The 13,967-nt window shown below is 43.9% G+C and carries 14 protein-coding genes and 1 other annotated feature; of the genes, 3 read left to right on the forward strand and 11 right to left on the reverse strand.

All coding sequences use genetic code 11. The annotated features are described in order from the left end of the window. Positions 1–36 precede the first annotated feature (36 nt). From I4V44_RS05435 to I4V44_RS05460, 6 genes are all read right to left on the reverse strand, one after another. The gene (locus I4V44_RS05435) at positions 37–1,236 is read right to left on the reverse strand and encodes a D-alanyl-D-alanine carboxypeptidase family protein (protein ID WP_118758917.1); all 1,200 of its coding nucleotides are present in this window, start codon (positions 1,234–1,236) and stop codon (positions 37–39) included. 167 nt (positions 1,237–1,403) lie between these two features. After that, positions 1,404–2,891: a cardiolipin synthase gene (cls, locus tag I4V44_RS05440; RefSeq protein WP_173744649.1), complete on the reverse strand. Its 1,488-nt coding sequence runs from the start codon at positions 2,889–2,891 to the stop codon at positions 1,404–1,406. Positions 2,892–3,080: 189 nt separating this feature from the next. Beyond that, on the reverse strand, positions 3,081–3,257 hold the full coding sequence (gene rpsU, locus I4V44_RS05445) for a 30S ribosomal protein S21 (protein WP_004222305.1): 177 nt from the start codon (positions 3,255–3,257) through the stop codon (positions 3,081–3,083). A gap of 289 nt (positions 3,258–3,546) precedes the next feature. Continuing rightward, positions 3,547–6,186 carry an alanine--tRNA ligase gene (gene alaS, locus I4V44_RS05450; protein ID WP_055053453.1) on the reverse strand — a complete coding sequence of 880 codons (2,640 nt, stop codon included), beginning with the start codon at positions 6,184–6,186 and terminating at the stop codon, positions 3,547–3,549. A 68-nt stretch (positions 6,187–6,254) separates the two neighbouring features. Beyond that, positions 6,255–7,484, reverse strand: coding sequence for a tyrosine--tRNA ligase (tyrS, locus tag I4V44_RS05455; RefSeq protein WP_118758916.1), 1,230 nt, complete (start codon positions 7,482–7,484; stop codon positions 6,255–6,257). 47 nt (positions 7,485–7,531) lie between these two features. Then, positions 7,532–7,824: a binding site (T-box leader), on the reverse strand. A gap of 97 nt (positions 7,825–7,921) precedes the next feature. After that, positions 7,922–9,295, reverse strand: coding sequence for a cell wall hydrolase (locus I4V44_RS05460; RefSeq protein WP_055201388.1), 1,374 nt, complete (start codon positions 9,293–9,295; stop codon positions 7,922–7,924). Between the two features lie 267 nt (positions 9,296–9,562). On the opposite strand from I4V44_RS05460, the gene I4V44_RS05465 reads away from it, so the two are divergent. After that, the gene (locus tag I4V44_RS05465) at positions 9,563–9,883 is read left to right on the forward strand and encodes a hypothetical protein (protein ID WP_022381125.1); all 321 of its coding nucleotides are present in this window, start codon (positions 9,563–9,565) and stop codon (positions 9,881–9,883) included. A gap of 74 nt (positions 9,884–9,957) precedes the next feature. Here the strand turns inward: I4V44_RS05465 and I4V44_RS05470 are convergent, their stop codons facing one another. Continuing rightward, positions 9,958–10,143, reverse strand: coding sequence for a hypothetical protein (locus I4V44_RS05470; RefSeq protein ID WP_118568681.1), 186 nt, complete (start codon positions 10,141–10,143; stop codon positions 9,958–9,960). A 178-nt stretch (positions 10,144–10,321) separates the two neighbouring features. Between I4V44_RS05470 and I4V44_RS05475 the strand changes: the two genes are divergently transcribed. Both I4V44_RS05475 and I4V44_RS05480 read left to right on the forward strand, forming a co-directional pair. After that, entirely contained in the window at positions 10,322–10,687 is a 366-nt protein-coding gene (locus tag I4V44_RS05475; RefSeq protein WP_118670038.1) for a hypothetical protein, read from the forward strand. Next, positions 10,680–10,952 (forward strand): hypothetical protein, encoded by a 273-nt coding sequence (locus I4V44_RS05480; RefSeq protein WP_008704527.1) that lies wholly within the window; start codon positions 10,680–10,682, stop codon positions 10,950–10,952. Before I4V44_RS05475 ends, I4V44_RS05480 begins: the two co-directional genes overlap by 8 nt. A gap of 155 nt (positions 10,953–11,107) precedes the next feature. Here I4V44_RS05480 and I4V44_RS05485 read toward each other — a convergent pair whose 3' ends face one another. The 4 genes from I4V44_RS05485 to rpoZ form a co-directional block, all read right to left on the reverse strand. Further along, positions 11,108–11,623, reverse strand: a complete 516-nt coding sequence (locus tag I4V44_RS05485) for a CinA family protein (protein ID WP_119252698.1) — start codon at positions 11,621–11,623, stop codon at positions 11,108–11,110. Positions 11,624–11,639: 16 nt separating this feature from the next. Next, the gene (pgsA, locus tag I4V44_RS05490; protein WP_008704529.1) at positions 11,640–12,179 is read right to left on the reverse strand and encodes a CDP-diacylglycerol--glycerol-3-phosphate 3-phosphatidyltransferase; all 540 of its coding nucleotides are present in this window, start codon (positions 12,177–12,179) and stop codon (positions 11,640–11,642) included. Beyond that, positions 12,163–13,500, reverse strand: coding sequence for a 30S ribosomal protein S12 methylthiotransferase RimO (gene rimO, locus I4V44_RS05495; protein ID WP_055053449.1), 1,338 nt, complete (start codon positions 13,498–13,500; stop codon positions 12,163–12,165). The genes pgsA and rimO overlap by 17 nt, the downstream gene beginning before the upstream one ends. 88 nt (positions 13,501–13,588) lie before the next feature. Next, on the reverse strand, positions 13,589–13,948 hold the full coding sequence (rpoZ, locus tag I4V44_RS05500) for a DNA-directed RNA polymerase subunit omega (RefSeq protein ID WP_118670019.1): 360 nt from the start codon (positions 13,946–13,948) through the stop codon (positions 13,589–13,591). Between the last annotated feature and the right edge of the window lie 19 nt (positions 13,949–13,967).

The raw sequence follows: 13,967 nt of genomic DNA on the forward strand, positions 1-13,967 counted from the left end.
GTCAAAAAATTATAAAACTGTCCAAAATATTTTTATCTACAGTCTTGTCACAACTTTTTTCAGGCAGTCCAGATATGTGGCTTTCCCTGCATTTTCTCCATAAAGGATCCGCACTCTTCCCAGTTCCTTCCCATCGACGGAATAGATCATCTCCCCTGCCAGGGTGTTCTTTTTCACCGGGGCCTTTACTTCCCTGTGGATCCTCAGCTTTCTTTTTACATTCCCGATATTCTGTCCTGTAGTGTCCAGATAGTGAAACTGTTCTTCATAAACCAGGGAAACCGTCTTTTTCTTTCCATTTCTGACCGGAATCTCAGGCAGAGCTTCCATTTTCTTATCTATGTACAGGCTGCATTTTGAAAAGCCATAATTTAACATAGAAGCAGCATCTTTAAATCGCACTTTATAGTCCGGGGCTGCCATCACTACTGCGATCAGAGTAATGTCATTTCTTTTGGCGACTGCGCTGAGGCAGTATTTTGCAATGCTGGTGCTTCCTGTCTTCAGGCCGACACAGCCCTCATAGCTGCGGATCAGTTTGTTGGTATTGGTAAGTCCGAATTCTTTTGTCCCCTGCCTGGTCACATGGGTGATATTTTCCATCCATATGGAAGAATATTCCAGGATCTTCGGATATTTTGTGATCAGTTCCCGGCTCATGATGGCAATGTCCCTGGCTGTTGTATAATGACCGGGAGATTCTGTCAGACCACAGCAGTCTTCAAAATGAGTATTTTTCATCCCAAGTCCTTCTGCCCGTTCATTCATGTGGCGGACAAATTCCTGTTCACTGCCACAGATATGCTCTGCCATTGCTACGCTGGCATCGTTTCCTGATGCGATCACAATGCATTTGATCAGGGTTTCCACTGTCTGGATTTCCCCCTCCTCCAGAAACACCTGAGAACCGCCCATTGACTTTGCATGAGCACTGGTTGTGACTGTGTCGTCCATTTTCAGGCTGCCTTTATCCAGAGCATCAAAGATCAGGATCAGAGTCATGATCTTCGTGATACTGGCAGGGCTTCGTCTGGTATCCGCATCCTTCTGATAAACGACTGTTCCTGTCTGCGCTTCCATTAAAATTCCTGATGGTGCTTCAATAAGATCTGTGGATTCTGCCTGTTTGGTATTGCTTTCCTCGGGCAAAAAGATTCCGGCGGCATAAGCAGGGGTAATGATAGTGCAGACCATGATGATCACAGCGCATATTATGGAGATCCATTTTTTTCGCATATTCTCTCTCCGATCAATGTACCGGCAGGCTGCCGGCTCTAAGACTACTTTCTTTATTCATTATATAGCAATCCAATAAAATAATGCATCTTAATCCGATCCGATACCTGATCATGATCAGATAAAAAGCACTGAAAACCATAAAAATACGATTTTCAGTGCTCATTTTACATCAGCGGCGCAAACGCGCGGAAAATATTCTGCATGATACGCAGTCCTATATTTCTGTTCAGGCAGAATTCCGGTTCTATCTGCCTGCAATATTCCATAGTCTGGATAAAATCATCTTTGATATCCTGTATTACTCTGTTTCTGTAGATCCATACACCATCCTCAAAATGAAGATAAAGACTTCGATAGTCCAGGTTGATGGTTCCCACAACGCCAATCTCATCATCACTCACAAAGGATTTTGCGTGAAGGAAACCGGGCTGATATTCATAAATCTTTACACCGGCTTCCAGAAGCTGTCTGTAATAGGATTGGGTAAGGATAAATACCAGCTTCTTGTCAGGGATTCCCGGCGTCATAATACGCACGTCCACCCCGCTTTTGGCTGCCAGACAGAGGGCAGTCATCATCTCATTATCTATGATCAGATAGGGAGTACAGATATATACATATTTTTTTGCCTTGTTGATAATGTTCAGATATACATCTTCACCGACAACCTCCTCATCCAGAGGTGTATCACAGAACGGCTGGACAAATCCGTCACTCTCAAATTCTCCCTCATGATATCTGTGGGGAAAATAGGCTTCATAATCGATACTTTCTTCAGATCTGCCGATCACCGCCCACATATGGAGAAACATTACCGTCATATTCCAGACAGCTTCCCCTTTGAGCATAACTGCAGTGTCCTTCCAGTGTCCGAAACGCGCTTTCTGGTTGATATATTCATCTGCAAGATTGATGCCTCCCGTAAATCCAACCCATCCGTCAATGATACAGAGCTTCCTGTGATCCCGGTTATTCTGGATAATATTCAAAATGGGACGGAAAGGATTAAATACCTGACATTTGATTCCTTTTTTCTGAAGCTCTTCATAATATTTATGGGGAAGTGTTGTGAGACAGCCAAATCCATCATAGATCAGGCGTACATCCACGCCCTCCTCAGCTTTCTTTTCCAGAATATTCAGGATTGTCTGCCACATCACCCCATCATTGATAATGAAATATTCAATAAAAATGTATTTCTTCGCCTGTTTCAGTTCCCTCACAAGCACCGGAAACATATCGTCTCCTACCTGAAAATACTCTGCAGTTGTGTTCTCATGGACCGGAAATCTGGAAACATCCGAAATATATCTGGACTGATTTGAAGCCGAGGGATCCAGAGCCTCCAGCTTCTGCCTCGTCTGTGGCCGATCCCGCAGATACTCCCTGCTCTCCTCAATCCTCTGTTCAAAATGCTGCTGCATGATCGCAGCGATCCTGGAACGCCCAAATACAAAATATAATACCACTCCAAGGATTGGCAGGATCAGGATCAGCATTGTCCAGGCCAGTTTGTAGGAAGGGTTTATTTCCTTATTCAGGATCCATAATACCAGCACAATACCTATCAGCCTCAATCCGATATCAATATATCTGGAATAAGCGGCCAGACGCAGTACCATCATTAAGATCCATCCGAGCTGGACAAGCATTGCAACCGCAACATAAAAGATTCTGTTGAAAATCAGCTTTGCCAGTTTTTTAAACAGTAAAAGGATCCAGTTTTTCTTTTCTTTAAGTATTTTGTTATTTTCTGCCTTCAAGATTACTTCCTTCCCCTGATTATTGTCCAAATTATGATAAAAATCCCTGACAGAACTGCCAGGGATTTTTGCGCACAATTAATTATATTTACGTTTTCTTGCGGCTTCAGATTTCTTTTTACGACGAACACTTGGTTTCTCGTAATGCTCTCTTTTGCGGATTTCCTGCTGGATTCCTGCTTTTGCACAGCTTCTCTTGAATCTGCGAAGAGCGCTATCTAAAGTCTCGTTCTCTTTTACGATTACGTTTGACATAGACTCACACCTAACCTCCCTCCAGTTGTAGATTGTGCTAAAATACAACTGTCTGGGTATTTTTTCTTGCACAAGTGATATTATATATCATTGCCTGTGGATTCGTCAACATCTTTTTGGTTAAATTTTGCAGATTTTTTTAGTTACTATTCACACGCCACTATCCCGCGAGGTGTTTTGGCATATATATGCCAAAATCCCGAGACATACCGCGCGAATTTATGCGATTAGCATAAATTCTGTGCATCGCGAAGCGTGTTGCTGGTCACAAAGTGAGCAGTAACAATTTTTACTTTATCTGACCTTCAAGGATTCCTGCTGCTGCATCTACGGCTTCCTGAGCTTTGGCAGGGTTCTTTCCGCCGGCCTGAGCCATGTTCGGACGTCCGCCGCCGCCACCGCCTACGATAGCTGCCACTGCTTTGATCAGGTTACCTGCGTGAGCGCCTGCTTTCTGTGCTGCATCAGTAGCCATTGCAAGAAGGTTTACTTTCTCACCGTTTACTGCTGCCAGAAGGACAACACCTTCACCAAGTTTGCCTTTCAGCTGGTCGCCAAGGTCACGAAGTCCGTTCATATCCACTCCGTCTACTTTTGCAGCAAGAAGTTTCACACCTTTGACTTCTACTACTTTATCCATAACATCTCCCAGAGCTCCCTGAGCCAGTTTGCTCTTTAAGGATTCGTTCTCACTGGAGAGTGCCTTTACTTCTCCCTGAAGATGTCCGATCTTCTCTACGATCTCTGCAGGATTTGCTTTCAGGGCTTTTGCAGCTTCATGAAGCAGTTCTTCCTGTTTCTTATAGTATTCCAGAACACCATTTCCTGTCAGAGCTTCAATACGGCGCACACCTGCTGCGATACCGGATTCGGAAACAATTTTGAACAGCATGATGTTGCCTGTGTTTGCCACATGAGTACCACCGCAGAGTTCCTTGGAGAAGTCGCCCATGGATACCACACGTACCTTCTGATCATATTTCTCTCCGAACAGAGCCATTGCTCCGGATTTCTTAGCCTCTTCCACATCCATAACATCTGTACGGACTTCAAGACCAGCCTGGATTTCTTTATTAACAAGCGCTTCTACCTGTGCGATCTCATCAGCTGTCATAGCCTGGAAATGAGCAAAGTCGAAACGAAGTCTGTCCGGTGTTACCAGAGAACCCTTCTGTTCTACATGACTTCCAAGAACTGTCTTTAATGCTTTCTGAAGAAGATGTGTTGCACTGTGGTTCTTCTCAGTGTCTCTTCTTGCAGCTTCATCCACTTTCAGGGAAACAGTTTCGCCTGTGGAGATCATACCGGATTCCATATGACCTACATGTCCGAATTTACCGCCGCGAAGCTTGATGGTGTCTTCTACTACGAACTTACCGTTTGCAGTTTCGATCACACCTGTATCTCCGACCTGTCCACCCATAGTTGCGTAGAATGGAGTCTGCTCTGTAAAGACAGTTCCTTTCTGTCCTTCCATCAGGGAGTTTACGATCTCTGTCTCTGTTGTAAGGACTGTTACTTTGGAATCAAAGGTAAGATGATCGTATCCTACGAATTCTGTTGTAACATTTACATCAATATCATCATATACAGTTGCGTCAGCACCCATATAGTTTGTCACTTCACGTGCAGAACGTGCTTTGTTTCTCTGCTCTTCCATACATTTCTGGAAGCCAGCTTCATCGATATCATATCCTTTTTCCTCAAGGATCTCTTTTGTAAGATCCATCGGGAATCCGTAAGTATCATATAATTTGAATGCATTTTCGCCGGAAAGTGTTTTCTCTCCTGCTGCTTTCATCTCATCTTCCATCTCTCCAAGGATACGAAGACCCTGGTCAATGGTCTTGTTGAACTGGTTTTCTTCATTTGTGAGAACTTTAAAGATAAATTCTTTCTTCTCTTCCAGCTCCGGATATCCTGCTTTGGAACCATTGATCACTTCTTCACTTAATTTTGCAAGGAAGGTGCCTTCGATTCCAAGAAGACGTCCGTGACGTGCTGCACGACGAATCAGACGGCGGAGTACATAACCGCGGCCTTCGTTTGTAGGCATGATACCGTCGGAGATCATAAATGTTGCAGAACGGATATGGTCTGTGATCAGACGGATGGATACGTCATCATTATAATTCTTCTCGTATTCTTTTCCGGAGATCTTACATACCAGGTTACGCAGTGCGCAGATAGTATCTACATCGAAGATGGAATCTACGTCCTGCACAACAACTGCCAGACGTTCCAGACCCATACCTGTATCAATGTTCTTCTGTTTCAGTGTTGTATAATTTCCGTTACCATCGTTCTCAAACTGGGTAAATACGTTGTTCCATACTTCCATGTAACGGTCACAGTCACATCCTACTGTACAGCCAGGTTTTCCGCAACCATACTTCTCTCCACGGTCATAATAGATCTCTGAACATGGACCACAGGGGCCTGCGCCATGCTCCCAGAAGTTATCTTCTTTTCCAAAACGGAAAATTCTGTCAGCAGGGATTCCGATTTCTTTGTTCCAGATGTCAAATGCTTCATCATCTTCCAGATATACGGAAGGATACAGACGGTTTGCATCCAGTCCTACTACCTCTGTGAGGAATTCCCAGGACCAGTGGATGGCTTCTTTCTTAAAGTAGTCACCAAAGGAGAAGTTACCAAGCATCTCAAAGAATGTACCGTGGCGTGCGGTTTTACCTACATTCTCGATATCACCTGTACGGATACATTTCTGGCAGGTACTTACTCTTGTTCTCGGCGGGATTTCAGCACCTGTAAAATATGGTTTCAGCGGAGCCATACCTGCGTTGATCAGCAGAAGACTCTTATCTCCCTGTGGTACCAGGGAAAAGCTTTTCATTACCAGATGTCCTTTGCTCTCCATGAAGTCGAGGAACATCTGACGAAGTTCGTTTACTCCGTATTTCTTCATAATCTTTTCCTCCTGAAATCGGCGGCACCGGTTCAGCAGTATCCGCCGATATTTCTATAATGAATTTTTTATTTTGCCAGAACTTTATTGAATTTCTTTTTGCCTTTTTTCAGCACTACACCTTCACCTGTAAGTGCATCTTTGGCAACTGCGTATTTCACATCTGTGATCTTCTCACCGTCAATGGAAACACCGCCCTGTTCAATGGCACGACGTCCCTCGGAACGTGTTGGAACCATTCCTGCTTTTACAAGCATGGAGATCAGGTCGATTGTTCCTTCTTCTGAGAAGTCTTCGTCTGCAAGCTCAGTTGTCGGCATATGTGCTGTGTCAGCGCCGCCTGCAAAAAGTGCTCTTGCGCCTTCCTGCGCTTTCTTTGCTTCCTCTTCGCCATGAACCAGATTTGTCAGCTCGTATGCAAGGATTTCTTTTGCTTTATTCAACTGGCTTCCTTCCCATTTCGCCATCTCATCGATTTCTTCTAACGGAAGGAAGGTAAGGAGACGCATACATTTGATAACATCTGCATCATCCACGTTTCTCCAGTACTGATAGAAATCGAAAGGAGAAGTCTTCTCCGGGTCAAGCCATACAGCACCGGACTGTGTTTTACCCATCTTCTTACCTTCGGAGTTCAGAAGAAGTGTGATCGTCATGGCATAGGCATCTTTGCCAAGTTTACGACGGATCAGCTCTGTACCGCCAAGCATATTTGCCCACTGGTCATCACCGCCGAACTGCATGGTGCAGCCGTATTTCTGATACAGCATGTAGAAGTCGTAGCTCTGCATGATCATATAGTTGAACTCAAGGAATGTAAGTCCACGTTCCATACGCTGTTTGTAGCACTCGTGAGAGAGCATACGGTTTACAGAGAAATGTGGTCCAACATCACGAAGTACTTCTACATAATTTAAATTCATCAGCCAGTCTGCATTGTTTACCATTAATGCCTTGCCGTCTGAGAAATCGATAAAACGCTCCATCTGTTTCTTGAAGCAGTCGATGTTGTGCTGAATGGTCTCCACTGTCATCATCTGACGCATATCAGATCTTCCGGACGGGTCACCGATCATACCGGTTCCGCCGCCTAATAATGCGATTGGTTTATTTCCCGCCATCTGCAGACGTTTCATCAGGCAGAGCGCCATGAAATGTCCTACGTGAAGGCTGTCTGCGGTAGGGTCAAAGCCAATGTAAAATGTGGCTTTTCCATTATTTACCATTTCTTTGATCTCTTCTTCGTCTGTTACCTGGGCAATCAGACCACGGGCTTTCAGCTCGTCCCAAACTGTCATTGTTTGTTTCCTCCTCGTAATAAAATAAAACAACCCGGTTCCTGTCCATTTAGGACGAGAACCGGGTCCCGCGATACCACCTAAATTCGCAGAAAACTCGCATTCTCTGCCTCAATAAGTAACAAACCATGCCATTGTTATGATAAACAACGGTTCTCTCTGTTACTTAAGCATGTTAACGGATGCCACTCCGCTGCAGCCTACTTACCCTTACAATATCTCTGAAGTGTTCGGTGCAGAGCTCCGGGAGGTATTCACATAAGTTCCCCACGCGCCTCTCACCTGCCGGCAACTCTCTGTCTGTTTTCCCTATGTTACTCTTTCCCATCTGTGCTTTTTTATATCATATATCTGCAAGTATACAAATACAAAATTTATTTGTCAAGGAATTTATAGCAATCCTCTTCATATTTCACCAACTTAAAGCATTAATGTACTCACCCTGAAATCCAGTCCACAAAGAATACATGTCCTTTGTACTGTTCATATTCCAGCTTGCTGAAATTAAGGTTCTGTGCCTTAAATGCTGCCGGAGTCATAAAGAATTTGTAATTGAAATCCTTTGTCTTAAATCCCGGGAGTGTTCTCTTTGTGCCATGATTCACATAGTTACTGAACACTTCCATGGCTGCCTTTGCTGCCGCATAGGCATTGGTCCTGTCCTCAAACTGGCCTTTCAGTCTTTTAAGAAGTGCTCCGTCTGTGACAACCGCATACTGGGTAGGTTTTCCCTGATATACCACATAACGGATCTGTGACGGAAATTCTTTATACTGGTCAATGGTACAGTTTAATACGCAAAGCGCAACTGCCTCCATTCCCACGACTCCCTGATCTCCTGCTTCTGCATCACACACTGCTGCCAGAAGATCCAGATCTGACACCTTTCCGTCTGCAATTCCCGGATGTTCCAGGAACTCTTCTTCCATATAGTAGTATTTATTATTCTTCGCATCAAAGACCTTGACATATTTGCCCTCTACTGTGTAATCATTACCGGAAGTCTTTGTTGCAGCACCGTCAGAATCAAACCTGTATGTAGTTCCGTCAATGGAAGCGATGGTATTTGCCAGCATCACTCCTGATGTATCAAAATAATATTTCTTTCCATCAAGCTCAAGCCAGCCTGTCTTCGCCTTACCATCTGAAGGGTTGAAATAATATTTCTTACTTCCTACGGTTCCGAAACCTTTCTGATAACGGACACCGGTTGATTTTGAAAAATAGTAATAGTCTGAGTCAATTTTCTCCAGACCTGTATACATTATTCCATTTGACGGCTTAAAGTATCTGTAATTTCCGGCACTGCTCTTCACCCAGCCTGTACACATACGTCCATTGGCCTGACTGAAATAGCGTTTCTGTTCTTTTTTGTTCTCCACCCAGCCTTTGGCCATAACGCCGGAACCACTGTAAAAATAATATTTATATTCATCTGTATCTGTGAGCCAGCCTCTTGTCAGCAGGCCTGTTGTCTCATCAAAATGACGGGTATTTCCATTGGAATCAGTGATAAATCCTGTCACCATATATCCGGCTCCTCTGGTAAAGTATCGGATCGCCTGTCCGCTGGAGTCTTTTACCCAGCCTTTTACCTGAACTCCTGTTTTCTTATCAAAGTAATATTTCTTACCCTTAAGTTCCAGCCAGCCTTTCTGTTTGGAACCGTCTTTGTTTATGTAATAGGTTTTCCCCTTCTGAGTGACAAATCCTGTTTTTGTTGCCGCGGATACACTAAAACAGCCCATTACAAAAACGGTCATCACAAAAAGGAGCAGATACTTTAACAATAGTTTCCCATGTTTCTTCATTCTTATTCTCCGTTTCCTCTCTTTTTATACGTATTGTTTTACGTTTTAATTGGGTTATTGTTGCATTTCTTTCTCAATCATTACAGATTTGTTACGTGGTATATTATATCGGATTCATATATTATTGTCAACTTGTGAAAAGCAACAATTCGCATCGAACTTAAGGTTATTGGTTACTGTGAACATAATGAACAATGATGAAACTGTAACACTTTTTGCGGTTCCACATATGATAGGATTGTAAAGAAAAAAAACGGAGGATTTAATATGAGCGACTTAGCTGCTACAAATTGCGGATGTGAGGACAGAGGAGGATGCGGATGTGGCTGCGCTAATAACAGCGGATGCGGATGCGACAATGGCTGCGGATGTAATAACGGATGTGGATGTAACAGTGGATGGGGACTTTCAGGCGGAAATAATTCCTGCTGTAATATCCTCTGGATCATCATCCTTCTGTGCCTGTGCGGAAACAATAACTGCGGATGCAGCAATGGCTGCGGCGGATGTGGCAACGGTGACAACTGCTGGATTATTATCGTGCTGCTTCTGTTATGTGGAAACAATGGCTGTGGATGTGGCTGCTGACAATCATTTTCTGTTGGCAGGGGGATCTTTCCCTCTGCCTCTTTATATTTTACAGGATTATAATTTCGTCCTTATTATTCATGCTGCCTGATATTATCCTTATCTTTCATATTCCGGGAATTGATCCTGTCTGTTTTCTTTTCCGGGTGCACTGTCTGAGCACATTGTTTTTTCTTTTTCACACACTCCAGATCTATCTCATAAAAAGCATTTCCATCTATAATAAGCATTTCTTTCTTTTCTTCTGACTCTGGTCCCATATCTGATTCTCCATTTTTTGCAACTGCAAACGCATGATACCTGCAGCAATTCCATAAAATTTGAGGCAGCGTGCAGTAAAGCAGTCTCACAGTTACTTAAATTCTACTTTATTATATGTCAGAATCCTTCTCCCCGTCATATTCTGTTAATAAAAAACATAAAATGGAAGCAGATATTATGAATGAAGAGCAGATTTCCCAGACTTTACTGGATCAGATGGTCAGTTCTGACCGCGGACAGATGATAAAAGCCGCCATTCCTTATCTTCCGCCAAAAGGACAGCAGATTTTCTCAGTCTATGAAAAAGCGGTTGAATTTATCAATACGGTTTCTGTTTTCAGCAAAAGAAGTTCCGGCAGCGATCTGTGTGCCATGAGCATGCCGGCCCAGAATCCGGTGGATATCATCAATGATATCCGCAGCTTCTGTTATGGTCCCAGCAGGGATAAATTAAATCAGATGGTAAATATGATGGCTATGGTTCAGATGCTGCAGCTCATGAACCAGCCTGCAGATGGTGAGAAGGAGGATTCCCATGAATGATGACTGGCGCAACAACCCGAAGCTTGCAGGTATGGATCGTTCCAAGCTTGATATGCTTCAGAATCTGGCTTCCCAGGGAAGTTCAAAGGGTGCAAATGAGATGCTGCCTTTCCTGATGAGCGCAGCTGCTCAGGGAAAAAAAGGTGGTCTGAAATTTAATGCTGATGAGATTTCTGCGATCATTGAAGTGCTGAAGATGGGAAAATCTCCCGCAGAGGCACAAAAACTTGATAAAGTGGTGAACCTTATGAAAATGATGCGGTGACCAAGTCCCCACTCACTGCTTATTGCTTTTCGCAGACTCCGCAGAAAACTTACCTGATTCGGTTAATATGAATTGCTATGATAACAAAAAGAGTACATTTCATCAACTTTCCGAAATGTACTCTTATGTTCAGTAATGTAACTTGTCACCAATTATTATCTGTCATATTTGCGCAGCCTGTCGCAGATAAATGTCAGTGCCTGTTCAACTGCCTGGTCTCTGATACTTTTTCTGTCGCCCTCAAAGTGAAATTCCCTCACAGTTGTCTTTCCTGCACAGTAACATCCCATAAATACGGTTCCCACCGGTGTTTCCTCTGTTCCACCGCCCGGGCCTGCAAGTCCTGTCACAGAGAGACAGACATCGGTTTTGGCTGCTTTTGCTCCGCCTTTTGCCATCTGTCCGGCACATTTGGCTGAGACAGCACCTTCTTTCTTCAGTGTACTCTTCTTTACTCCAAGACATTTTCTTTTGGCGCGGTTTGTATATGTGACATAACCACACATAAATACCTCCGAAGCTCCCGGTACATTTACGATGTCCGCTGCTACCGCACCGCCTGTACAGGACTCGGCAAGAGACAATGTCATTTTCTTTTTTTTCAGGAGTCCTACAACTGTTTCTTCTAATGCTGTTTCCTCTAATGCTGATGCTTCCTTTTCTGAAGCCATATCTAAAGCCTTCTTTCTAATCCTGCATGGACAGAACACTCCTGTTCTGCCAGATATATGTGATCAGGGAAATAACGGTAAGTGCCAGAGAAAGCCAGATAAATATCTGTTCCAGAATATCAAACACTCCGCCCAGATCGATCAGCAGTAAAATGATCATGATCATCTGAGAAACCGTCTTGAATTTGCCCCAGTAGTTCGCAGCGATCACAACGCCGTTCTCGGCTGCGATCAGACGGAATCCGCTGATAATAAATTCTCTTCCTATAATAATGATAACAAACCATGCCGGAAGTTTCTCCAGTTCAATAAAGCAGATCATTGCAGAACATACAAGAAGCTTGTCTGCAAGAGGATCCATGAATTTTCCAAAGTTTGTCACCAGATTGTATTTTCTGGCAAGCTTTCCGTCAAACCAGTCGGTCACACTTGCAACAACAAAAATAGCAAGTGCTATATAGCGGTTTGCCTCACCGCCCAGATCTGTAAGCATAAACAGTACAAGAAACGGAACCAGAATCATTCTGGCTACTGTAAGTTTATTCGGTGTATTCATCTGCCAACTCTCCTATCAAATCATATTCCAGTGCACCGGTCACACGTACCTTTGCAAAATCTCCTGTCATCAGGAGTTCTCCTGTCTGCACAAAAATATAACCGTCGACCTTTGGTGCATCTCCGTAAGTTCTGCCAATGTATGCGCTCTCATCTGCAACTTTTCCCTCGATCATCACGAGAAGTTCCTGTCCGATACGGTCAGTTCCCTTATCATAGGAAATCTCCTGCTGAAGCTCCATGATCTCGTCACGTCTGGCCTCTTTGACTTCTTCCGCAACCTGATCAGGCATCGTTGCTGCAGGTGTATCTTCTTCCGGTGAGTAAGTAAATACTCCCAGACGGTCAAATTCCATCTCATCCACAAAGCCCATCAGCTCTTCGTGGTCTTCCTGTGTTTCCCCGGGGAATCCGGAGATCAGAGTGGTACGGAGCACGATGTCAGGAATCTCCCGGCGAAGCTTATTTACAATCTCCACCAGCTCTGCCTGTGTTGTCCTTCTTCCCATTCTCTTTAAGATACGGTCACTTGCATGCTGGATCGGAAGATCCAGATAATGGCAGATCTTCTTCTCCTCTTTCATGGTCTGGATCAGTTCATCGTAAATTTCCTCCGGATAGCAGTAAAGCACGCGGATCCAGCGGATTCCTTTGATCTTGCATAACTCTTTCAGGAGGATATGAAGAGATTTCTTTCCATATATGTCAGTTCCATATACGGTTGTCTCCTGTGCGACAAGGATCAGCTCCTTTACGCCTTCCTCTGCCATCTCCTTTGCCTGTGTTACCAGACGTTCCATCGGAACACTTCGGAATTTACCGCGAAGTTTCGGGATGATACAGTAGGTGCAGTGTTTATCACAGCCTTCTGCTATCTTGAGGTATCCGAAATGTCCGCCTGTTGTGAGAACACGTTTGCCAAGCTTTTCCGGAAGGTAATCAATATCTTTAAATTCCTGGAAATGTTTTCCTTCCATTGCTTCACGGATTGCCTTAAGGATGTCTCCGTAGGAAGTTGTGCCAAGTACTGCATCTACTTCCGGTACTTCCTCAATGATCTCATTCTTATAACGCTGTGCCATACATCCTGTGACAACCAGGACTTTACAGCTCCCGGTTTTCTTGTATTCTGCCATCTCAAGGATGGTGTTGACGCTCTCTTCCTTTGCGTCATTGATGAAGCAGCAGGTGTTCACCACAATGGCCTCTGCTTCAGTTTCATCATCTACGATCTCGAACCCGTTACCTGTAAGAAGTCCGAGCATTTCTTCGGAATCTACAAGGTTCTTGTCACAGCCTAATGATACGAATAATAATTTCATAAATTCTCCTATAAGAATGTGCCTGAAAATATACCTCTGTAATTCTCAGACACATCCTTTTGTTTATCTATTGTGTTACCATCAGTTCTTACTCTTCAGTTGTTTCTGCAGTTGTTCCTTCTGCTGTTTCAGCAGTCTCTGTGATTTCAGAAGCCTGTGCTGATTCTTCTGTCTGTGCCTCAGCTGTCTGTTCTGTTCCTTCTTCATCCTCTTCTTCCGGAGCAAGGATCTTTACTTTTCCTTTGTAGAGCTCGTCGATCGCAACTGAGAGAGGTTTCTTGCCTGCCGCACCCTCTACCATTGGTTTGGAACCTGCAATGATCTGGCGTGCACGTTTACTTGCAGCAAGTACAAGGGAATAACGGCTGTTAAGAGACATTGTTGTATCGTCGTCCTCACTGTTTGTATTGATTGCTTCGATTAATTCTGTATAAGACGGATGTATCATGTATTTTCTCCTTTCTTTT

The sequence above is a fragment of the Blautia sp. 1001283B150304_161114_C9 genome (genome assembly GCF_015668165.1).
In the GTDB taxonomy this organism is placed as follows: domain Bacteria; phylum Bacillota; class Clostridia; order Lachnospirales; family Lachnospiraceae; genus Blautia_A; species Blautia_A wexlerae.

Excerpts from the sequence above, each read along its gene's own strand:
- I4V44_RS05435 (WP_118758917.1), bottom strand. The coding sequence starts at position 1,236 with ATGCGAAAAAAATGGATCTCCATAATATGCGCTGTGATCATCATGGTC.
- cls (WP_173744649.1), bottom strand. The coding sequence starts at position 2,891 with ATGCTTGTCCAGCTCGGATGGATCTTAATGATGGTACTGCGTCTGGCC.
- rpsU (WP_004222305.1), bottom strand. The coding sequence starts at position 3,257 with ATGTCAAACGTAATCGTAAAAGAGAACGAGACTTTAGATAGCGCTCTT.
- alaS (WP_055053453.1), bottom strand. The coding sequence starts at position 6,186 with ATGAAGAAATACGGAGTAAACGAACTTCGTCAGATGTTCCTCGACTTC.
- tyrS (WP_118758916.1), bottom strand. The coding sequence starts at position 7,484 with ATGACAGTTTGGGACGAGCTGAAAGCCCGTGGTCTGATTGCCCAGGTA.
- I4V44_RS05460 (WP_055201388.1), bottom strand. The coding sequence starts at position 9,295 with ATGAAGAAACATGGGAAACTATTGTTAAAGTATCTGCTCCTTTTTGTG.
- I4V44_RS05465 (WP_022381125.1), top strand. The coding sequence starts at position 9,563 with ATGAGCGACTTAGCTGCTACAAATTGCGGATGTGAGGACAGAGGAGGA.
- I4V44_RS05470 (WP_118568681.1), bottom strand. The coding sequence starts at position 10,143 with ATGGGACCAGAGTCAGAAGAAAAGAAAGAAATGCTTATTATAGATGGA.
- I4V44_RS05475 (WP_118670038.1), top strand. The coding sequence starts at position 10,322 with ATGAATGAAGAGCAGATTTCCCAGACTTTACTGGATCAGATGGTCAGT.
- I4V44_RS05480 (WP_008704527.1), top strand. The coding sequence starts at position 10,680 with ATGAATGATGACTGGCGCAACAACCCGAAGCTTGCAGGTATGGATCGT.
- I4V44_RS05485 (WP_119252698.1), bottom strand. The coding sequence starts at position 11,623 with ATGGCTTCAGAAAAGGAAGCATCAGCATTAGAGGAAACAGCATTAGAA.
- pgsA (WP_008704529.1), bottom strand. The coding sequence starts at position 12,179 with ATGAATACACCGAATAAACTTACAGTAGCCAGAATGATTCTGGTTCCG.
- rimO (WP_055053449.1), bottom strand. The coding sequence starts at position 13,500 with ATGAAATTATTATTCGTATCATTAGGCTGTGACAAGAACCTTGTAGAT.
- rpoZ (WP_118670019.1), bottom strand. The coding sequence starts at position 13,948 with ATGATACATCCGTCTTATACAGAATTAATCGAAGCAATCAATACAAAC.